The organism is Pseudoblastomonas aquimaris (assembly GCF_035481675.1).
GTDB lineage: Bacteria > Pseudomonadota > Alphaproteobacteria > Sphingomonadales > Sphingomonadaceae > Alteriqipengyuania_B.
This window is the reverse complement of sequence record NZ_JAYJJW010000001.1, coordinates 1090954-1109768: the sequence shown is the minus strand read 5'-3', so window position 1 is coordinate 1109768 and position 18815 is coordinate 1090954. Positions and strand designations below refer to the sequence as shown.

Sequence of the window (18815 nt, the reverse complement as noted above, 5' to 3'; positions counted from 1 at the left end):
TTTTCACTACGCGATCGCAGCTGTAGGACAAGGGCGATGACCGACGACATCGTCCCCGACAGCCAGCACCGCGGGCTCGTGGCGCGCCTGCCGCAGCTGCCGCGCGACCTTGCGCAGCTGGCGCGGTTCGACCGGCCGATCGGCTGGTGGCTGCTGTTCTGGCCCTGCGTCGCCGGGGTCTGGCTGGCGGGCAAAGGGCCGCAATGGGCGCTGCTCGCGTGGTTCCTGCTCGGTGCCATCGCGATGCGCGGGGCGGGCTGCGTCTACAACGACATCGTCGATGCGAAGCTGGACCGGAAGGTCGCCCGCACGGCGCAGCGCCCGGTGGCGAGCGGCCGCGTGTCAAAGCGGCTGGCCTGGGGCTGGTTGATCGGCCTGAGCCTGGTCGGCCTCGTCGTGCTGCTCCAGCTGCGGTGGCAGGCGCAGCTGGTCGCGCTTGCCAGCCTTGCACTGGTGGCGGCCTATCCCTTCATGAAGCGCATCACATGGTGGCCGCAGGCCTGGCTCGGCCTCGTCTTCAGCTGGGGCGCGCTGGTCGGCTGGACCGAGCTGCGTGGGCCCCCGTGGGAGGCGCTGGCCGCGCTGTATGCCGGATGCGCGCTGTGGACCATCGGCTATGACACGATCTACGCGCTGCAGGACCGGGAGGATGACGCGCTGGTCGGCATAAGATCGAGCGCGCTGCGCATGGGCGAAAGCGTGAAGGGCGGTGTCGCCGCATTCTATGCCGGCGCGCTCGGCCTGTGGGCGCTCGCCATCTGGCTGCTGCGCGGGGACTGGCTGGCGCTGGCGGCGCTGCTGCCGGTCGCTAGCCATCTTGCGTGGCAGGTGCTGACGCTCGACCCGGCAGACGCCGAGAACCCGCTCGCCCGTTTCCGCGCCAACCGCTTCGCCGGGCTGTTGCTGGCCCTCGCCTGCTTCGTGGTGGGGAACGCCTGATGTGCAACCTCTATCGCATGACCAAGAACGCCAGCGAGGTCGCTGCATGGTTCGATGCGGTGAACGAGGCCGCAGGCGGCAATTGGGGGGCGGAGGTCTATCCCGGCACGCCAGGCCTCGTGATGGCGGAAGGCAAAGTGAAGGCCTGCACCTGGGGCTTCCCGCTCCAGCGCAAGGGTGCGAAAGGCCAGCCGCTTAAACCGAAGCCGGTCAACAACACGCGCACCGACAAGCTCGGCTCGCCGTTCTGGAAATCCAGCTTCGAGAAACGCCGCTGCCTGATCCCGGTCGAAGCCTTTGCCGAAGCCGAAGGGGAGAAGGGCGCCAAGACCCGGACGTGGTTCTCCGCGCCCGATGCCGACCTGCTCGCCATCGCCGGCATCTGGCGCTGGAGCGAGGAATGGGGGGCGGTCTATTCCATGATCATGACCGAAGCCGCCCCGGAAGTGGAAGGCGTCCATGACCGCAGCCCGGTCATCATCGGGGCCGACCAACGCGGCGCATGGCTGGACGGCGAGCCGGACGAGGCCTTCGCGCTATGCAAGCCGTGGCAGGGCGGGCTGGAGGTGGAACGGACGGACGCGCCGTGGGTGCGGCGGTGAACGATCTCGGTCGGCTGGGTGCTTTGCTCAAAGATGGCCGCATTTTGAAGGTACAGTTCTTCAAGCGAGACGAGCTAACGTCTGATCTGGTTTGCTGCGATATCGAAACTGAGGCTGGCTTGTTCTTTTGTCATGAGGAGGCCCCGGAATGGAGCGAGGTGCTTGCCTTGGTCGCAACGTTGGAAGGCTTCGATCCAGACTGGCGTGAAAAGGTTATCCAGCGAGCTTTCGAAGAGAACCGAACTACCGCTTTCGAGCGTTAGCTACTCCGCCGCCAGCAGTTCTTCCGCGCCGCCGAGGTCGACGCTGACGAGGCGGCTGATGCCTTTTTCGATCATCGTCACGCCGAACAGGCGGTGCATGCGGCTCATGGTCACGGCGTTGTGCGTGACGATGAGATAGCGCGTGTCGGTTTCGCGCGTCATGCGGTCGAGGAGGTCGCAGAAGCGGTCGATATTGGCATCGTCGAGCGGCGCGTCGACTTCGTCCAGCACGCAGATCGGGGCCGGGTTGGTGAGGAACAGGCCGAAGATCAACGCCACTGCGGTCAGCGCCTGCTCGCCGCCGGAAAGCAGGGTGAGCGATTGCAGGCGCTTGCCCGGCGGCTGGGCGAAAATCTCGAGCCCGGCTTCAAGCGGATCGTCGCTGTCGATCAGTTCGAGATAGGCCTGCCCGCCTTCGAACAGGGCGGTGAACAGCCGCTTGAAATGCGCGTTGACCTCCGTAAAGGCGGCGCGCAGCCGCTCGCGCCCTTCGCGGTTGAGGCTGCCGATGCTGCCGCGCAGGCGATTGACCGCCTCGTGCAATTCCGCCTGTTCTTCGGCACTTGCGCCGTGTTCCTGCTCGATCTTCGCAAGTTCGTCCGCGGCGACGAGATTGACCGGGCCGATGCGTTCGCGGTCGGCGGTCAGCTTCTCCAGCATGGCGGATTCGTCCGGGGCCGGCTTGACCTCGTCCTCGGCGAAATCGAATTTCGTCGGTAGCAAGGGCGGGGGCGACTGGAAGCGCTCGCCGGAAATGCGGCCCATCTCGCGGCGCCGCTCTTCCTCGTTTTCCGCGCGGGTGGTGGAGGCGGCACGCGTTTCGCGCGCAGCGGCGAGGGCTTCGTTCGCTTCCGCAAAGGCGCTGTCGGCGGCGCGCCCTTTCGCTTCCTCTGCCTCCAGGGCCGCCTGCGCCTTTGCGAGTTCGTCGCCGAGCCGCTGGCGGGTCGCTTCGCCGCCTTCGATTTCGCGCATCAGCCCGGCGGGCTTGGCGGCGATGACCGCGCGCTCTTCCTCGATTTCCTCGAACCGGCGACCCATGTCGGACAGGCGCCGGGCGGCATCGCCGGCGCGGGCCTGCCAGCCTGAAATATCGGCCTGCTGGGCCGCAGTCCGCTCCCTGCCCACGGCCAGCGCCTGGTCGTGCGCTGCGAGCTCTCCGGTGGCCGACTGGTGGAGGGCGCGTGCGGCTTCGTTCTTCGCCTGCGCGGCTTCCAGCTGCGCGCGGCCGGCGGCGGGGTCGGGCAGGGCGGACTTCTTCGCCTGCGCTTCCTCGAGATCGCTCTCGGCCGACTTGCGCTGTTCGGCGAGGTCGGCGGAGGCGGCATCGAGCTGCTCCATCCGCGCGGCAAGCCGTTCCTTTGCCGCTTCCGCCTGGTCGAGGGCGCGCAGGGCACCGCGCTCGTCCTCGCTCGCCGCAGCGATATCGCGCTCGCGGGCGACGAGGCTGCGTTGCAGTTCGGCAAGGGCCTCCGCAGCGCCGCGAGCCTGCGCCTCGGCCCGTTCGGCAGCGTCGCGCAGCTTCGGCAGCTGCGCGGCGAGTTCGGCATGGCGATTCTCCGCCTCCAGCCGCGCCGCTTCCGCCCCGCCTTCGCCGCGCGCGACGAAACCGTCCCACCGCCGCAGCGCGCCCGACATGGTCACCAGCCATTCGCCGGGGGCTAGATCGCGCCCGTCGTCGCCTTCCGCCACGTGGACCAGCGCGAGCCGCGCCGCGAGCTCTTCCGGCGCCTGGAGCACATGGGCGGCGAGGCTGTCGGCCACGCGCGCAGGCGCACTCCGCCCGGTCCAGAAACGGCCTTCCGCCTTGTCCTGCGGCGATCCGACCGGCGTCTTTGCATCCCGGCCGAGCACGGCGGCGACTGCCCGCTCATAGCCGGGAGCGGCGCGGATACCGTCGATGGCCAGTTGCCGGCCGCTGGCGTCCTTCTGCCGTTTTTCGCGCGCGGCACGGTCACGTTCGAGCGCCGCATATTCCCGCTCGATCCCGGCAAGTTCGGCCCGGGCGGAAGATTGCGCTTCAGCGGCCGCATCGCGGGCCTGCTGCAGGTCGTCCTTGCGGGCCCGCTCTGCCTCCAGTTCCTCGCGCAAGTCGGCGAGGCGCTTGGAGGCTGCGTCGGCATCGGCGCGCGCTTCGGCGACGACTTCGTCCGGATCGCGCGCGCCGAGCAGGTCCTCGCGCTGGGCCGCCTGCCGCCGCGCTTCGGCATCGAGCCGCGCGAGCCGCGCCTCGCTCTGTTCGATCGCGGCCTGCGCCACGCGCCATTCCGCCTCGACACCCGCATGGTCGGCGGTCGCCTTGGCCAGCGCCAGTTCGGCGGTGCGGCTCGCGCGCTCGGCATCCTCCAGTTTCGCGGCGAGGGCGGGCCGCCGCTCCTCGTCCGCCGCCAGCGCCTTGCCCGCGTCCGCCAGTTCGCGCTCCAGCCGCTGCAGGGCTTCGGCCGCATCTTTCGTCAGCCGGTCCGCTTCGCCGCGGTCTTCCTCCAGCCGCGCCTTCTGCCGGTCGAGATCGGCGAGGCGCTGTTCCGCGGCTTCCAGCTGGCTGGTGAGCGCCGCCATGCGGTGGCCGTGGGCGCTCGCGTCATCGCGCCGGTCGGCCACTTCCTCGCGCGCTTCGGCAAGGGCAATGGCGGCGGCCTGCTGCGCCTTTTGCGCTGCGTCCGCCCTGGCCTTGGCTTCCGCAACCCGTGTTTCCGCCTTTTCCGCTTCGGCCCGTGCGGCATCGGCGGCGGCGGCCGCATCGCGCCACCGGGCGAAGACCAGCCGCGCCTCGGCAGCCTGTATCTCGCCCGTCAGTTTCGTGTAGCGTTCGGCCTGCCGTGCCTGGCGTTTCAGCGACGAAATCTGGCTGTCGAGCCCGGCCATCAGGTCTTCCAGCCGCTCGAGGTTCTTTTCGGTCGAACGCAGCTTGCTTTCGGCGTCCTTGCGGCGGACGTGCAGCCCGGCGATGCCGGCCGCCTCCTCCAGCATCTGGCGCCGTTCGGTCGGCTTGGCGGCGATGACGGCGGCGATCTTGCCCTGGCTGACGAGGGCAGGGCTATGCGCCCCCGTCGCCGCATCGGCAAAGGTCAGCGCGACATCCTTCGCCCGCACGTCGCGCCCGTTCACGCGGTACGCGCTGCCCGCCCCGCGCTCTATCCGGCGGACGACCTGCAATTCGTCGCCTTCGTCGGTTTCCGCTTCCAGCACGACTTCGGCAAAGTCGCGCGGCGGGCGCGCCTCGGTACCGGCGAAAATCACGTCTTCCATTCCGCCGGAGCGCATGGACTTGGGCGAGTTTTCGCCCATCACCCAGCGGATCGCCTCGAGCAGGTTGGACTTGCCGCAGCCGTTGGGGCCGACCACGCCGGTCAGCCCGGGTTCGATGCGCAGGGTGGACGGCTCGACGAAGCTCTTGAAGCCGGTCAGCTTGAGCTTCGAGAACTGCATGCCGCCCGCTGCCCCGCGCTACGCCCTAGCGGGCGCCCGCGTTCTTGAGGGCCTCCTCGATTTTCGGCCAGCTGTTTTCATCGACGCGGCGACCATTCAGGAAGAAGGTCGGGGTGCCGGTGATGTTGAGCTCTGCCGCCTGGTCGTTGGAATTCTTGTAGATCTCCGCAGCCTTGTCCGTATCGGCCAGGCAGGTGGCGAGCTGGTCGGCGGAAATGCCGCGCTGGGCGAAGAATTGGGGCAGGCCGGCGAGCTGCGCCAGCGCCACGAAGCGGCGTTCCGGCGGCTGCTGCAAGGCCGCGTTGTAGGCGGCTTCATTGGCGTAGGCCGTCTGCATGATGTTCTGGAAGTCGCCCCACGCCTGGTTGGCGATAGGGTGGAACGATTCTGCCGCGCCGCACCGCGCGCCAAGTGCGATGGTGAGGTCGAGCGGGTCGCGGATCAGGTTGCGGATCTCATAGCTGACCCGGCCCGAAGCAACGTAATCGTTTTCGATGGACGCGGCACCGGTCTGGGAGAACTGGGCGCAGGCCCCGCAAGTGTGGCTGGCGTATTCGACCAGCTTGATCGGTGCATCGGGGTTGCCCACCACGATGCCGCCTTCGGGGGTCTCGCTCGCGGTTTCGACCCAGCTCTGCCCTGCGGGGGCCTCGATCGGGTCGATGGCATCGCCGCTCGGCGCGCCTTCGCCGGTATCGTCCGAATTGCACGCGGCCAGCGTCAGCGCCAGCGCGGCGAGGGATGCGGATTTCAAAGCGGTGCGGATCGTCATGGTCAGTCCTGTCTCAAGGTTTGCGAAAAACGTAGCGGTAGGGGGGCATCGCACAAGGGCGAAGGGGCGAGAGCGGCGGGTTTTGCACAGCGCCATCCCCAGTTCGGGCCAATTCGGGCGCAGATCAGGCGATCATCGTCCCTTTCCGGGTCAATCGTACGCCAGTTCGTAGAGCCGCGCATTGAGGGTGGGCCAGCTATGCACGCCCTCCAGCGTGGCGCCGTTGACGACGAAACTGGGCGTGCCGGTGATCCCGTACGCGTCCGCGTCGCGGGTCGAGCGGTCGCGGATGGCGTCGGCCTCTACAGTGTCGGCGAGGCAGGCATCGAGCTCTGTGGCATCGTAACCACGCGTCGCCATCAGGTCGTAGAAGCCGAGGTCGCTGGCCATGGCCTGGTACTGCTGTGCACGCGTTCCGCTGCCCCACCGCGTACGCTGCGCGGGGGAGGCGGCGCGCCCTTTCGCGAACCACTGGTCCTGGGCAATCATCATCGCCGTGTGGTTGCCAAAGAACTTTTCCGGCGGGCCGCAACGGGTGGTGAGCGCGGCGACGAGGTCCGCCTTGTCGCGGATCAAGTGTTTGATCTCCACCCCGATGCGCCCTTCGTGAATATAGCCGAGCTTGAGGATGCCCTCGCTCGCTTTTTCGAAAGAGGCGCAGTGAGGGCAGGTATAGCTGACGAATTCGATCAGCTGAACGTCGGCATCGGGATCGCCCATGCGGTGCCCGCCGTCGGTCTCCACCACGGTATTGAGCCAGCCCTGCACAGAGGCGCCGGGCACTGCCGCGCCAAGGGCCAGCGCCGCCGCGCCGATGAAAAACTTGCCTGTCACGCCTTGCCGTCCTCCTTGTCGCCGCCGTTGTCGCCCCCATTGTCGCCTAGGCTGCGGGCGAGGCCTTCCAGCACGCTGCGCAGTTCCGGATCGCCGATGTCGCGCAGGCTTTCGCCCAGCTCCATCGGGATGGGCTTGAGCGAAGGCGGCGCCGCGCGCGGCTTTTCAGCAGCCGGCGGCTGAACCTCGCCTTGCCGGATCTTGACCTTGGCGACGGCGCGATAGCCGAAGAAGCGGTTCACCCGCTCCATGATTTCGGGGATGACGTGCTGGATGAGCGGCGCGTGGGCCGGCAGCACGACAAGCTGCAGGATCCCGTCGGCCTTTTCGCCGGGCGGGAAGCGGATCGCTTCGGGCGCGCAGACGCGGGCGTGCGTAGTGCCGACGATCTCCGGCCAGCGGGTGACGACGCTGGACTGGACGAAACCGAAGCGGCGGAATGCGCTGCGGCCGACGTGCGGCATCAGGTCGGCAATCTGGCGCGCACCGCGGCCGCGCGGCCGCTCGTACGCCTTGGGCGCAGCCTTGCCTTTTCCAGTACCCTTGCCGGGCTTCCCGTCGCCGTGTTCCATCGCGGGGAAAGCCATGCCATAGGCGCCGCGTGAGCGCCACCGCCGACATCGCCGGAACATTGCTGGAATGGTACGATGTCCACGCCCGCGCGCTGCCTTGGCGCGCGCCGCCGGGATCGCCTGCGCCCGACCCATACCGCGTGTGGCTGTCCGAAGTGATGCTGCAGCAGACCACTGTGGCGGCGGTGAAGCCCTATTTCGAAGCTTTTACCGCGCGCTGGCCGACCGTGGAGGCCTTGGCGGCGGCTAGCGAGGAGGACGTCATGGCGGCGTGGGCGGGGCTCGGCTATTATTCGCGCGCCCGCAACCTCGTCGCCTGTTCCCGCGCGGTGGCGGAGCGTGGGGTTTTTCCGGAGACGGAGGCGGAGCTGCGCCGGCTGCCGGGGTTGGGCGCTTATACAGCAGCGGCGGTTGCGGCGATCGCATTCGGCCAGCGGGCGGTGGTCGTGGATGCGAATGTGGAGCGCGTGGTGTCGCGCCTGTTTGCGATTTCCGAGCCGCTTCCCGGCGCGCGCAAGGCGATCCGGGCGCGCACGGACGAGATTACGCCGGACACGCGCTCCGGCGATTTTGCGCAGGCGATGATGGATCTTGGCTCCGGCATCTGCACGGCGCGCGATCCGAAGTGCCTGCTGTGCCCCCTGTCGGCCCAGTGCGAGGGCAGGCGAGCCGGTGATCCGGCTCGCTTCCCGGTAAAGGCGCCGAAAAAGGCCAAACCGCACCGCACCGGCACCGCCTATTTTATCGAGCGGACCGGCAAGGTCTTGCTGGTCACGCGGCAGGGCACGGGAATGCTGGGCGGGATGCGCGCGCTACCCGACGACGGCTGGAGCGCGCGAGGCGACGGCGACGGTGTGCCGCCGACCGATGCCGGGTGGAGCGATGCAGGTGTCGTCAGCCATGGCTTCACCCACTTTACACTCGACATGGCGGTGCAGTGTGCCCGCGTCAGCGACGCATCGCTTGAGGGCGAGTGGTGGCCAATCGAGCGGCTGGACGATGCAGGCTTGCCGACTCTCTTCGCGAAAGCGGCCGCGCGAGCGCTCGCCGAGCGTTAGATCAAGCCGCCGCCCAGCGAGAGGCGGATCACGGCGATCAGGCCGATCACGAGACAGAAGTTGCGCCCCGAATTGCTCGACGACATCTGGCCGAGCACGACCCCGATCACGAGGATGGGCAAGGCGAACCAGTTGCCCCAACCGAGAAGCGGGATCGTCGCCGGGATGACGATGATCAGCGACAGGATTCCGAGGAGGAAGGAGAGGATATTCAGCATGTGTGTTATATAGGTAGTGCAGTGCACTTTCGCAAGAACATTGACCGGCTTAACCAGTCGCTTAAAACGCGCTGCTGCAACCCCACTGAGGAATTCCCGATGGCCTATCGCTCATTCGAAGATGTCACCCTGTCGCGGCGCGCGCTGTTTCGCTCCGGCGCGCTGTTTGCAGGGGGCGCGGCCGTCGCCGCATCGCCGATCGGCGCGGGCGTCGCGTGGGCAGACCATCACAAGGCGGCAGGGGCGGCGATGTGGCCCAACGTCGCGGCCACGGTGGCGGACTATGTCTCCACCGGAAAGGTCGCCAACATGCAGGCGGTCCTCGGTTTCGGGCAGGCCGACCCTGTAATCATCTCCGACGGCCTGACGCAATTTGCCACCGGGACCCCGGTCGACGGGGACACGCTCTATCGCATCTATTCGCAGACCAAGCCGATCACCGGCATGGCCACGATGATGCTGATCGACGACGGGCTGATCGGCCTGGACCAGCCGCTGGCGGAGATCATTCCCGCCTTCGCCGACACCAAGGTGCAGATCGAATACGACGGCAGCATCGAGGAAGACAATCTCGAGCCGCAGGCGCGCCCGGTCACCATCCGCCACCTGCTGACCCACACGTCGGGCCTTGGTTATGGCATCGTCCAGAAGGGCCCGATCGCCGCCGCCTATGCCGCGCGCGGGCTGGGCGCGGGGCAGGTAACGAAGCTGCCCATCCCGGGAATCGGCGGCGTTCCGGAAAAGATCACTCTCGAAACCTTTGCCAACCGCCTCGCCAGCCTGCCGCTGGTCCACCAGCCGGGCACGAAGTGGAGCTATTCCGTCGGCCTCGACGTGCTTGGCCGCGTGATCGAGGTGGCGAGCGGCATGAGCTTCGATAGTTTCCTGCGCACCCGCCTGTTCGAACCGGCCGGCATGGACAGCACCTTCTTCCGCGTCCCGGACAGCGAGAAGGATCGGCTGACGACCAACTACGGCATCAATGGCGGAAGCCCGTTACCGCTCGACCTTGCAGCGGATTCGATCTTCCTCGACGAACCGGCGTTCCCCTATGGCGGGTCGGGCCTCGTCAGCAGCCCGCGCGATTACGACCGTTTCCTGCGAATGCTGCTCGGCAACGGCATGCTCGACGGCAAGCGGGTGATGGGCGAACTTGCCGTGCGCCTCGGGACAAGCAACCTCCTGCCGCGCGGCGTGGAGACCACGGGCACGTGGATCGAAGGCCAGGGCTTCGGCGCCGGCGGCCGGGTGCAGACCGACAACGGCATGCACGCCTATGGCTGGGGCGGCGCTGCGGGCACGGTGGGCTTCGTCGAATACACCAGCGGGCTGCGCGCAGGGCTTTACACCCAGTACATGCCGGCAGAAGCCTATCCCATCCAACGCGGCTATCCGGAGATCGTCCTGCGCGACCTTTCGGCCATGCGCGGGATGTAACATGGCGGCACCTGCCGTAGCATTTTCCGGCAGCCCGCTGGACCGGGCAGACAACATCCGCTGCGATCCCGATGCGCTGGGCGGCCTGATGGACTGGCGCGCGCGGCTGCTGAAGCTCGACGGGCTGATCCCCGGCATCACCAACGATGGCACGCTGGAATGGGGCACGCTGGCGGATGCGGCGGACGATGCGGAGCTCGTTTTCCTCGGTCTGCTGGACGGCAAGGCCTGCTTCGCTGCCGTGCCGGAAGAGGGCGCCGGCGGCCCCGCTGATCCACGCGCCTGGCAGGTCCTGGGCCTGCTGCAACCCGCCGACCTCGCGCTTTACGGCGGGGCGCGCAGCCTCGTGGACTGGCATGCGCGGCACAGCTTCTGCGCCCGCTGCGGTTCGCCGACCAAGCCCGCAAAAGGCGGCTGGCAGCGCAATTGCCCGGCGTGCGGGGCGGAGCATTTCCCGCGCACCGACCCCGTTACCATCATGCTCGTCGAGCACGAAGATCGCCTGCTGCTCGGCCGCCAGCCGCGCTTCCCGCCGCGCATGTATTCCGCGCTTGCCGGCTTCGTCGAACCGGGTGAGACGATCGAGGAGGCGGTTGCCCGTGAGGTGCTCGAAGAAGCGGGCGTGACGGTTCACGATGTCGAATACGTCGCCAGCCAGCCGTGGCCTTTCCCTTCGCAGCTGATGATCGGCTGCCATGCAAAGGCGAGCGACGATGCCTTGACCATCGACCGGACCGAACTGGACGACGCGCGCTGGTTCACGCGCGGCGAGTTGCTGGAGGCGCGCGAGGCCGGGCCGCAAGGGAACGACACGATCATATACCCGCGCCCCTTCGCCATTGCGCGCACATTGATCGACTGGTGGCTGGACCGGTGAGCGAGCGGGTCACTATCGACATCTGGTCCGATGTCATGTGCCCCTGGTGCCTTGTCGGCTGGGGCCAGCTGTCGCGCGCGCTGGAGGCCCTTGAGGGCGAAATCGACGCCGAGATCCGCTGGCGTCCGTTCGAGCTGAACCCCGACATGCCGGAGGAAGGTGAGGAGCGCACAGCGCATATCGCCCGCAAATACGGCCGCACGCTGGAACAGTCGCGCGACGTGCAAGGGCACATGCGCGCGATGGCGGAAGAAGCCGGCGTCAGCCTCGATTATTCGGGCGGCGAAACGCCCGAACCGGCGGCGATGATGTGGAACACCTTCCTGGCGCACAAGCTGCTCGGCTGGGCGCTGGCAACGGCAGGGACCGAGGCGCAGACGCGGCTGAAGCTCGCGTTGTTTGCCGCCCATTTCCACCATCGGCGCAAGATCGGAGAGGCCGAAGTCCTGCTCGATATCGCCGCGGAGGAAGGCTTCGACCGCGCCGAAGCGGCCGCTGCGCTGGCGGACGAGCAACTGGGCCAGATGATCCGCATGGAGGAACGCCACGCTTTCGACCTCAACATCACCGGCGTCCCGGCGATGGTCGTGGATGGCAAGTTCCTGATCCCCGGCGCGCAGGGCGCCGAAACATACGAAAACGCGCTCCGCCGGGTGGTGGCGAAGCGCGCTTCGTAAGGTGATCTTGGGGGTTGCCAGCTAGCCCGCTTGGGCCGCGCTGCGCTCGGCCACTTCCGCATTGAAACGGGCCATCAGTGCTTCGTCGGTCTGGATACGCTGGCCGATATAGTTGAAGCGCGCGACCGAAAGGCCGCCTTGCTGGAACACGGCCGCCATCAGCTGCTGTTTTTCCGCATTTGTCTTGCCAGCATCGTCACGCAGCCGCGCAAGGACGATTGCCGCGTCGACGAAGCCGCTCATTTCGGCCTCGGTGACCGGCCCGCCTGCCTCGGCGGGGGCCATCGCCGCATCCTGCGCGGCGGCGGCGGCCGGCACGGTGGTGAGGGCGAGTGCGGCAAAAGTGGTCTTGAGATAGGTCATCGGGTCTCCTGTCCGTTGAATGGGCGCGCGACCTCGTAGGATCGTGGCGCCCGTTCAAGGACAGTCAGCCAGCTCGTTGCGTGTGTTCGGCGAGCCGAGCCCGATTTGCGAATTAGCCGCGCGGGCCTTGCGGATCGGCCTTTTCGGGGCGCGAGGAGCCCATGGTGTTGTTGCTCATCGCGGCATCCTGCGCTTCGGACTTGTCGGCACCGCGCACACGCTCGACGCGCGGATCGGCGTCCTTCACGTGGTGCTTTTCGGCGCGTGTCCCTACATCGCGGGCGAGCTCTCCGCCTGCGCGACCGTACTGTCCGGGTGTCGCGTCCTCGGTAATGGCATCGATCAGTTCGTTGTCGGGGTGGCGAGATTGGCGTTCGGGCATGAAGTTTCTCCTTTCCCGATCAACGGGCCGGAGGGCATGCCCGTTCCGAAAATCAGATCAGGCCCAGCCTCTGCAACTTGCCGGCGAGCTTCCCGGGGATGACATCGCCGATGTCCTCGCCTTCCTCCAGGTCGCGCGGCGGTTCGCCCTTGAGGTAGCGCCAGCCCTGGTGCGCGCGCTTGGGGCGCGGCAGGACCGGCACCAGCCGGGGTTCGAGGTCGATCGACCAGCGCCCGCTCTGCGTTTCGGAGAAGCCCAGTATTTCGCTGCGGGCGACGATGTTGTGCTGGTGGATCCAGTACAGCGATCCGCCGATGCATTCCTCCCACCGCGTGGGGCGATAGCGCGTGGTCAGGTTGGGGCTGCGCCGCTGCGCGTACCAGCTTTCGATATCGCCGAAGGACTGCGCGCCGAATGCGATCTTGGTCAAATGGAGCGGCATGCCCCCAACATAGGGGCCGGGCTGCCCGCTGCAACTAGAGCGAGACCAGCCCGCTGGCGACGGCAAGGCCGAGGAAGGCGAAGAATCCCATCGAATCCGTGATCATCGTCACGAACACGCTGCTCGCCACCGCCGGGTCCTGGTCCATGCGGTCGAAGGCGACGGGCACCAGCACGCCGGCCATGCCGGATATGACGATATTGACCACCATGGCGGCAGCGATGACCGCGCCGAGCGGCGGCGTGAAGATGACCGAGACCGCAAGGCCGATCAGCACGGCAATGACCACGCCGTTCATCATCGCCACCTTCAGTTCCCGCCACAGGACGCGCCAGGTGTTCGACCGGGTCAGCTGGTTCATGGCGATGGCGCGCACCGTGACGGCCATCGTCTGCGTGCCCGCATTGCCGCCGATGCTGGCGACGATCGGCATGAGCACGGCGAGGGCAACGAGCTGTTCGATCGCCCCGCCGAAAAAGGCGATGATCGCGCTTGCCACCACAGCGGTGCCGAGATTGGCGATCAGCCAGCGGACGCGGGCGGAAAATGCCTCGCGCAGCGGCTCGTTGATGTCGCCTTCGCCCGCGCCGCTCATCAGCAGGGCGTCCTCGCCGGCTTCCTCGGCAATGATGTGGACGATGTCGTCGACCGTCAGCTGGCCGACCAGGCGCCCGTCGTCGTTGACCACGGCGGCGCTGATAAGGCCGTATTTCTGGAAGCGCAGCGCGACTTCCTCCTGGTCCATCTCGACCGGGATCAAGGTCTGTTCGCGCTTCATCACATCGGCGATGGCGACATCGCGTGGCGTGGTGAGGATCCACGACAGCTGGCAGGTGCCGACCGGATGGTGGCGGTGGTCGACGACGAAGATTTCCCAGAAATCCGTCGGGAAATCGTCGCTGTTGCGATCGGGGCTTCGCAAGTCGTCGATCAGGTTGCCGACGGTGTAATGCTCCGGCACCGCGACCAGCTCGCGCTGCATCAGGCGGCCGGCGGACTCGTCGGGATAGGAAAGCGCGGTCTCGATCGCGAGCCGGTCTTCCGCGTCGAGCTCGGCCAGGATGGCCTGCTGATCCTCTGCGTCGAGATCCTCGATCAGCTGGACGGCATCGTCGGTGTCTAGCTGTTCCGTGATCGCCGCCGCCGCCGCGGCGGGCAGGGCCTCGATCATGTCCTCGCGCACGAAGTCGTTGAGTTCGGCGATGACGTCCGCCGTCATCAGGTCGCTTATCGCGCTGGCTAGGGCGAGCCGTTCCTTGCGCTCCAGCAGCTCGAACAGGTCGGCGATGTCGGCCGGGTGGAGCGGTTCGACGAGGTCGTAGGCGGCGCTCTCGTCGCCCGCGTCGAGCGCGTTTTCGACCTCGCGGACGAAGCCGGGCTTCAGCCGGTCGTCCTCGTCCAGCCGCGATTCCTCGCCCGCCGAACCCTGCGGATCGGCGAGTTCGCGATCGAGAATGTCCGGGTCCCCTGCCATGCGCCCCGTCTAGGCCCGCGCGATGGAAACGCAAGCGCTTGCCAAGTGTATTATTGCACTATAACAGTGAGTCACTATTTCGACTGACCGAAGCAAGAGAGGGGCTTCCATGCACAGACTTTTCGCCGCCGCCGCAGTTCTGGCACTGCCGGCCTGTTCCACCATGCCGCAACAGGTCGCGTTGCCGGAAGCGGACGTGCAGATCACCGGCGTCACCGTGATCGATCCCGAAACGCGGTCTGTCACTGCAGCACGCGACGTCTACATCGACGAAGGACGTATCGTGGAAATTGCCGCCGCAGGCTCTTCGCGCCGTACAGCCGAACGCTCGCTGGCCGGGGAGGGGCGCTTCCTGATCCCGGGTCTGATGGACATGCACGCCCACTCCAGCTTCCGCCCGGTGCATATCTCCAGCCTCAAGCTAATGGTCGCCAACGGCGTGACCGGCATCCGCGAAATGGGCAGCGATTGCGTCGAGCCCGGTGGGATCACGATGTGCCTGGGCGAGATGCGGGAGGCACAGGCTAACATTCTCGCAGGCGAGCAGGTCGGCCCGCGTATCGTGGAATTGTCGACGGCCAAGATCGACAGCCAGCGGCCGGAAGACGCCAGCGAGCGAGTCGCCGCCTACCGACCGACCACGCCGGCGGAGGCCCGCGCGACCGTTACCTATTTCGCCGCCGACGGGCCCGATATCCTCAAGGTCGGCGACCAGTTCGAGCCTGACGCGTTCCGCGCGCTGGCCGGGGAAGCGACGGCGCGCGGCATGAAGTTCGGCGGCCACATCCCGCCGATGCTCAGCGTGGCCGAGGTTGCAGCGACGGGCATGACTTCCATCGAGCACGCCCGCGACCTGCCACTCGACTGCTCGACCTTCGGGGCCGAATATCGCGGTGCGATCCTCGCCAAGATCCGCGGCGAGGCGGAGAACTGGCCCGACCGGCGCGCCATGCCCGGCAACGCCCGCGATACGTTCGACCAGGCGACCTGCGATGCGCAGATCGCTGCCATGCGCGACAATGGCACCTACTACGTGCCGACGCTGCTGACGCGCGAAATGGATTACCGCGCAGGGGAGGCGGCCTATCGCGACGATCCGCGCCTTGCCTATATCCCCGCGATGCAGGCCGGGCACTGGAACGGCGACCTCGATCGCACGGCCTCCATGCCCGCAGAGCTGGTTGCCGACCTCGGCGATTTCTTCCAACTGACGCAGCGCACCACCGGCATGGCGCACAAGGCGGGCGTGAAGATCATGACCGGCACCGATGCCAACGACACGATGGTTTTCCCCGGCTTCAGCCTGCATGACGAGCTGCGCCACCTGGTCGGCTCCGGCCTGTCGGAAATGGACGTGCTGCGCGCGACCAGCACCGTGCCGGCGGAATATCTCGGCCGCTCGGCAGAGCTGGGCGGGGTCTCGGTTGGCAAGCTGGCCGACCTGGTGCTGCTGCGTGCCGATCCGCTCGCAGACATCGGCAACACCACGCAGATCGAGGCGGTGTTCGTGAACGGTCGGCTCTATGATCGCGCCGCACTCGACGGCCTGCTGGCGGACGTGCGGGCGTGGGTGGTGCAGGCCAACGCCATGACCGGCGACTAGCCAGTGGGGGCATGGCCACCTATGGCGTGGCTGCAACCAATCACAGGAGATTCGCAGACATGGCCGACAGCACACTGACCCTCACCCTCGACACTGGCGACGGCGAAGGAAAGGACGTTGTCATCAAGCTGCGACCCGATCTGGCGCCCGGCCATGTCGAGCGGATCACCGATCTTGCCAAGGAAGGCTTCTACGACGGCGTGGTGTTCCACCGCGTGATCCCGGGCTTCATGGCGCAGGGCGGCGATCCCACCGGCACCGGCATGAGCGGCAGCGACAAGCCCGACCTGAAGGCCGAATTCAACAGCGAGCCGCACGTGCGTGGCACCTGCTCGATGGCCCGCACCCAAGTGCCGGACAGCGCCAACAGCCAGTTCTTCATCTGCTTCGAGGACGCGCATTTCCTCGACGGGCAGTACACCGTCTGGGGCCAGGTGGAGAGCGGCATGGAACACGTCGACGCCCTGCCGAAGGGCGAACCGCCCGCGAACCCGGGCAAGATCGTGAAGGCCACGGTGGGCTAATTAGAAAGGGGCGCTACGGCGCCCCTTTTCGATCGCGATGCGAAACAGGATTACTATCGGATATCAATTCGACCCGAGTCATTTTGATAAGTCGCTGCCCCCCGATTCCTTCGGTTCTCTTTCGATCGTTGTCGAGACAAGCGATCTAAGTGGGCGCGGCTCCTATTGGGTCCAATGGCAGGATGTGCTCGAGTTTGCCGAAAACTTGGGGCGTCATCCCATCGAGAAGAATGATCCTGTCGCCTTGGCATTGGCACACCATCAGGAAAATTCCGAAACACCGATGATCGGATTGCAGATCGCTTCGACAGGATCCCTCGATGAGCTGGAAGCGATTGTAAGCTTGATGGAAAATGATGAGCCTCGAAAGCAGCTCCGAACATTCTTCCGGGTTGGATACCCTGCGGTGGCAATGTTCAGAAGCGACATCGAGCGCTTGATGAGAGGTGAAATCGAGCTGGCAGAGCTAATTGGGCACTAGTCGAGGGTGCTCACAGCCCTGCCTTGACCAGCCAGTCGTGGAACAGGCGCACGGGGCGTTGTTCCAGCGCGATGGGCTTGCAGACGAACCAGTAGCTGTAAGGGCTGTCGACTTCGAAATCGAACAGGTCGGTCAGCCGGGGATCGGCGGCGCGGCGGCGGTGGTCGTCGTGCATGATGGCGATGCCGAGGCCCTGTGCGGCAGCCTCCAGCATCAGCTGGCCGGAATCGAACTGGTCGATGGCGGCAGGCTCCAGGTCCCGCATGCCGAGCTCTTCCTTCCACGCGGTAAAGCTTTCGGGCAGCTCGTTGTGGATGAGGAAGGTCTGCTTTTCCAGGATCGCGCGATCCGGCGTGTCGCCGAGCGACTTGGCGACTTCGACATTGGAAATGGCGTGGACCTTGTTCTCGTCCAACCGCACGGCGTGAAGGCCCGATTTGGGGCCGCGGCTGAGGATGATCGCGGCATCCAGCGTGTCGCCGACCCGGTCCTCCAGATGCGCCCCGGTATCGATATCGATATGCAGGCGCGGGTGCATACGGCGCAATTCGGCGAGGCGCGGGAACAGGCGCTGGCTGCCGAACAACGGCAGCACGCCGAGGTGCAAGCGCAAGAGGGAGAGGTTTTCCGACTGGCCTTCGATTGCCAGCGCCAGCTCTTCCAGCTTGGGTTGCACGGCGTCGTAGAAATGGCGCCCTTCGTCGGTCAGCTTCATCGCCTGGTGCGCGCGGGTGAACAGCTTCTTCCCGACGAATTCTTCCAGATTGGTGATCCGCCGCGACAGGGCCGAGGGGCTGAGCGCCAGCTCGTCCGCCGCCGCGCGGGCGGAGCCGAGCCGCACGACCCGCATGAAAGCTTCGAGGGCGCGCAGGGGAGGGAGGCGGCGGACAACCATGGGTTCGGTTTAGTGCAACAAAGCGCGATGTCGAACGGTTTGTCGCCCTATCCCTCTTCGGCCGCTCTCGGTTCGTGCAGGCGCAGGCGCGTTACGTGCGTTTCGTCGCCCGCCAGCACTTCGATGCGCCAGCCACTCGGGTGGTCGAGTATGTCGCCCTTGGCGGGGACTTTCTCCGCCAGTACGAAAGCGAGGCCGCCAAGCGTGTCGACCTGTTCCTCCACCTCGGCAAGGCGCGGATCGACGCGGGCGGCGACTTCCTCCAGCTCCACGCGGGCGAGGGCATCCCACATGCCGTCGCCGATATCCACGAGCTGGTCGATCGGATCGTCGTCATGCTCGTCCTCGATCTCGCCGACGATTTCCTCGACCAGGTCCTCGATCGTGATGATGCCGTCCGTGCCGGAAAATTCGTCGAGCACGATGGCAAGGTGCGTCTTGCTCGATCGCATGTCCGCCAGCACGTCTAGCGCGCCGCGCGCCTGCGGCACGAACAGCGGCTGGCGCATCATCCGCGTCCAGTCGCGCGGCGGTTCCTTGCCGGATGCGAGGTGGTTGAAGACGTCCTTGATCAGCATCATGCCGATCACCTGGTCCAGCCCGTCGCGGTAGACCGGCATGCGCGAATGGCCGTGCTCGGCGAACATGCCAACCAGTTCCTCCCACGATGCCTCGGTCGACACGGCAATGATTTCGCTGCGCGGGATCGCCACGTCGTCGGCATCGTGCTCGCTGAAATGGAGCAGGTTGCGCAGCATCTGCCGCTCAACCAGCGACAGGTCGCCGGCGACGGCGGTGCCGCCGGCATCGCCGTTCAGTTCTTCGGCTTCCTTGTCGTCGATCGCCTCTTCCAGCTGCTCGCGCAGGCTCTGGCCGGGCTCTTCGCCCGAAAGGAAGCGGCGGACTGCGGGCCAGAACCCGCTGCTACTCTCCGCCTCGGCGGAGGTGTCGGTACTCGAAGGGTCGGGCATGGCCC

General features: G+C 66.8%; 21 protein-coding genes. 10 read left to right on the top strand and 11 right to left on the bottom strand.

Translation table 11 applies throughout. The features are described from left to right. The first annotated feature begins 36 nt into the window (after window positions 1-36). The 3 genes from ubiA to VCJ71_RS05425 are packed head-to-tail and all read left to right on the top strand — an operon-like array spanning window position 37 to window position 1804. Window positions 37-939: a 4-hydroxybenzoate octaprenyltransferase gene (ubiA, locus tag VCJ71_RS05435; protein ID WP_324639684.1), complete on the top strand. Its 903-nt coding sequence runs from the start codon at window positions 37-39 to the stop codon at window positions 937-939. Further along, a complete protein-coding gene (locus VCJ71_RS05430; RefSeq protein ID WP_324639683.1) occupies window positions 939-1541 on the top strand; it encodes an SOS response-associated peptidase in 603 nt (200 codons plus the stop codon). The genes ubiA and VCJ71_RS05430 overlap by 1 nt, the downstream gene beginning before the upstream one ends. Further along, window positions 1538-1804 (top strand): hypothetical protein, encoded by a 267-nt coding sequence (locus VCJ71_RS05425; protein ID WP_324639682.1) that lies wholly within the window; start codon window positions 1538-1540, stop codon window positions 1802-1804. The genes VCJ71_RS05430 and VCJ71_RS05425 overlap by 4 nt, the downstream gene beginning before the upstream one ends. On the opposite strand, the gene smc is transcribed toward VCJ71_RS05425, so the two are convergent. The 4 genes from smc to VCJ71_RS05405 all read right to left on the bottom strand — a co-directional run bounded on the left by smc (window position 1805) and on the right by VCJ71_RS05405 (window position 7408). Beyond that, the gene (gene smc, locus VCJ71_RS05420; RefSeq protein WP_324639681.1) at window positions 1805-5230 is read right to left on the bottom strand and encodes a chromosome segregation protein SMC; all 3426 of its coding nucleotides are present in this window, start codon (window positions 5228-5230) and stop codon (window positions 1805-1807) included. It abuts the gene before it with no gap. A gap of 25 nt (window positions 5231-5255) precedes the next feature. Next, complete coding sequence (locus tag VCJ71_RS05415) at window positions 5256-6002, bottom strand: thioredoxin domain-containing protein (protein WP_324639680.1); 747 nt, start codon at window positions 6000-6002, stop codon at window positions 5256-5258. 150 nt (window positions 6003-6152) lie between these two features. Then, window positions 6153-6836: a DsbA family protein gene (locus VCJ71_RS05410; RefSeq protein ID WP_324639679.1), complete on the bottom strand. Its 684-nt coding sequence runs from the start codon at window positions 6834-6836 to the stop codon at window positions 6153-6155. After that, window positions 6833-7408: a DUF721 domain-containing protein gene (locus tag VCJ71_RS05405; RefSeq protein ID WP_324640879.1), complete on the bottom strand. Its 576-nt coding sequence runs from the start codon at window positions 7406-7408 to the stop codon at window positions 6833-6835. Before VCJ71_RS05405 ends, VCJ71_RS05410 begins: the two co-directional genes overlap by 4 nt. Window positions 7409-7437: 29 nt before the next feature. Between VCJ71_RS05405 and VCJ71_RS05400 the strand changes: the two genes are divergently transcribed. Then, window positions 7438-8466 (top strand): A/G-specific adenine glycosylase, encoded by a 1029-nt coding sequence (locus tag VCJ71_RS05400; protein ID WP_324639678.1) that lies wholly within the window; start codon window positions 7438-7440, stop codon window positions 8464-8466. Here VCJ71_RS05400 and VCJ71_RS05395 read toward each other — a convergent pair. Continuing rightward, a complete protein-coding gene (locus VCJ71_RS05395) occupies window positions 8463-8684 on the bottom strand; it encodes a hypothetical protein (RefSeq protein ID WP_324639677.1) in 222 nt (73 codons plus the stop codon). The genes VCJ71_RS05400 and VCJ71_RS05395 overlap by 4 nt on opposite strands. A gap of 99 nt (window positions 8685-8783) precedes the next feature. Between VCJ71_RS05395 and VCJ71_RS05390 the strand changes: the two genes are divergently transcribed. The 3 genes from VCJ71_RS05390 to VCJ71_RS05380 are packed head-to-tail and all read left to right on the top strand — an operon-like array spanning window position 8784 to window position 11675. Further along, window positions 8784-10121 carry a serine hydrolase domain-containing protein gene (locus VCJ71_RS05390; RefSeq protein ID WP_324639676.1) on the top strand — a complete coding sequence of 446 codons (1338 nt, stop codon included), beginning with the start codon at window positions 8784-8786 and terminating at the stop codon, window positions 10119-10121. Between the two features lies 1 nt (window position 10122). Continuing rightward, a complete protein-coding gene (gene nudC / locus VCJ71_RS05385; RefSeq protein WP_324639675.1) occupies window positions 10123-10998 on the top strand; it encodes an NAD(+) diphosphatase in 876 nt (291 codons plus the stop codon). Continuing rightward, window positions 10995-11675, top strand: a complete 681-nt coding sequence (locus VCJ71_RS05380) for a DsbA family oxidoreductase (protein WP_324639674.1) — start codon at window positions 10995-10997, stop codon at window positions 11673-11675. Before nudC ends, VCJ71_RS05380 begins: the two co-directional genes overlap by 4 nt. A gap of 21 nt (window positions 11676-11696) precedes the next feature. Here the strand turns inward: VCJ71_RS05380 and VCJ71_RS05375 are convergent, their stop codons facing one another. From VCJ71_RS05375 to mgtE, 4 genes are all read right to left on the bottom strand, one after another. Beyond that, complete coding sequence (locus tag VCJ71_RS05375) at window positions 11697-12038, bottom strand: DUF4168 domain-containing protein (RefSeq protein ID WP_324639673.1); 342 nt, start codon at window positions 12036-12038, stop codon at window positions 11697-11699. Between the two features lie 112 nt (window positions 12039-12150). Continuing rightward, complete coding sequence (locus VCJ71_RS05370; RefSeq protein WP_324639672.1) at window positions 12151-12420, bottom strand: hypothetical protein; 270 nt, start codon at window positions 12418-12420, stop codon at window positions 12151-12153. Between the two features lie 52 nt (window positions 12421-12472). Then, entirely contained in the window at window positions 12473-12862 is a 390-nt protein-coding gene (locus tag VCJ71_RS05365; protein ID WP_324639671.1) for a DUF1489 family protein, read from the bottom strand. A gap of 34 nt (window positions 12863-12896) precedes the next feature. Then, window positions 12897-14336, bottom strand: coding sequence for a magnesium transporter (mgtE, locus tag VCJ71_RS05360; protein ID WP_324639670.1), 1440 nt, complete (start codon window positions 14334-14336; stop codon window positions 12897-12899). A gap of 109 nt (window positions 14337-14445) precedes the next feature. Between mgtE and VCJ71_RS05355 the strand changes: the two genes are divergently transcribed. The 3 genes from VCJ71_RS05355 to VCJ71_RS05345 are packed head-to-tail and all read left to right on the top strand — an operon-like array spanning window position 14446 to window position 16944. Then, window positions 14446-15939 (top strand): amidohydrolase family protein, encoded by a 1494-nt coding sequence (locus VCJ71_RS05355; protein WP_324639669.1) that lies wholly within the window; start codon window positions 14446-14448, stop codon window positions 15937-15939. Window positions 15940-15998: 59 nt separating this feature from the next. Beyond that, on the top strand, window positions 15999-16463 hold the full coding sequence (locus VCJ71_RS05350; RefSeq protein ID WP_324639668.1) for a peptidylprolyl isomerase: 465 nt from the start codon (window positions 15999-16001) through the stop codon (window positions 16461-16463). A gap of 37 nt (window positions 16464-16500) precedes the next feature. Beyond that, the gene (locus VCJ71_RS05345; RefSeq protein WP_324639667.1) at window positions 16501-16944 is read left to right on the top strand and encodes a hypothetical protein; all 444 of its coding nucleotides are present in this window, start codon (window positions 16501-16503) and stop codon (window positions 16942-16944) included. Between the two features lie 10 nt (window positions 16945-16954). Here VCJ71_RS05345 and VCJ71_RS05340 read toward each other — a convergent pair whose 3' ends face one another. Both VCJ71_RS05340 and VCJ71_RS05335 read right to left on the bottom strand, forming a co-directional pair. After that, window positions 16955-17839, bottom strand: a complete 885-nt coding sequence (locus VCJ71_RS05340; RefSeq protein ID WP_324639666.1) for a LysR substrate-binding domain-containing protein — start codon at window positions 17837-17839, stop codon at window positions 16955-16957. 47 nt (window positions 17840-17886) lie between these two features. After that, window positions 17887-18810 (bottom strand): hemolysin family protein, encoded by a 924-nt coding sequence (locus VCJ71_RS05335; RefSeq protein ID WP_324639665.1) that lies wholly within the window; start codon window positions 18808-18810, stop codon window positions 17887-17889. Window positions 18811-18815 lie beyond the last annotated feature (5 nt).

Coding starts and splice junctions, on each gene's coding strand:
- nudC (WP_324639675.1), top strand. CDS start 10,123: ATGGCGGCACCTGCCGTAGCATTTTCCGGCAGCCCGCTGGACCGGGCA.
- mgtE (WP_324639670.1), bottom strand. CDS start 14,336: ATGGCAGGGGACCCGGACATTCTCGATCGCGAACTCGCCGATCCGCAG.
- VCJ71_RS05375 (WP_324639673.1), bottom strand. CDS start 12,038: ATGACCTATCTCAAGACCACTTTTGCCGCACTCGCCCTCACCACCGTG.
- smc (WP_324639681.1), bottom strand. CDS start 5,230: ATGCAGTTCTCGAAGCTCAAGCTGACCGGCTTCAAGAGCTTCGTCGAG.
- VCJ71_RS05340 (WP_324639666.1), bottom strand. CDS start 17,839: ATGGTTGTCCGCCGCCTCCCTCCCCTGCGCGCCCTCGAAGCTTTCATG.
- VCJ71_RS05405 (WP_324640879.1), bottom strand. CDS start 7,408: ATGGAACACGGCGACGGGAAGCCCGGCAAGGGTACTGGAAAAGGCAAG.
- ubiA (WP_324639684.1), top strand. CDS start 37: ATGACCGACGACATCGTCCCCGACAGCCAGCACCGCGGGCTCGTGGCG.
- VCJ71_RS05365 (WP_324639671.1), bottom strand. CDS start 12,862: ATGCCGCTCCATTTGACCAAGATCGCATTCGGCGCGCAGTCCTTCGGC.
- VCJ71_RS05355 (WP_324639669.1), top strand. CDS start 14,446: ATGCACAGACTTTTCGCCGCCGCCGCAGTTCTGGCACTGCCGGCCTGT.
- VCJ71_RS05390 (WP_324639676.1), top strand. CDS start 8,784: ATGGCCTATCGCTCATTCGAAGATGTCACCCTGTCGCGGCGCGCGCTG.
- VCJ71_RS05395 (WP_324639677.1), bottom strand. CDS start 8,684: ATGCTGAATATCCTCTCCTTCCTCCTCGGAATCCTGTCGCTGATCATC.
- VCJ71_RS05370 (WP_324639672.1), bottom strand. CDS start 12,420: ATGCCCGAACGCCAATCTCGCCACCCCGACAACGAACTGATCGATGCC.
- VCJ71_RS05415 (WP_324639680.1), bottom strand. CDS start 6,002: ATGACGATCCGCACCGCTTTGAAATCCGCATCCCTCGCCGCGCTGGCG.
- VCJ71_RS05345 (WP_324639667.1), top strand. CDS start 16,501: ATGCGAAACAGGATTACTATCGGATATCAATTCGACCCGAGTCATTTT.
- VCJ71_RS05430 (WP_324639683.1), top strand. CDS start 939: ATGTGCAACCTCTATCGCATGACCAAGAACGCCAGCGAGGTCGCTGCA.
- VCJ71_RS05335 (WP_324639665.1), bottom strand. CDS start 18,810: ATGCCCGACCCTTCGAGTACCGACACCTCCGCCGAGGCGGAGAGTAGC.
- VCJ71_RS05350 (WP_324639668.1), top strand. CDS start 15,999: ATGGCCGACAGCACACTGACCCTCACCCTCGACACTGGCGACGGCGAA.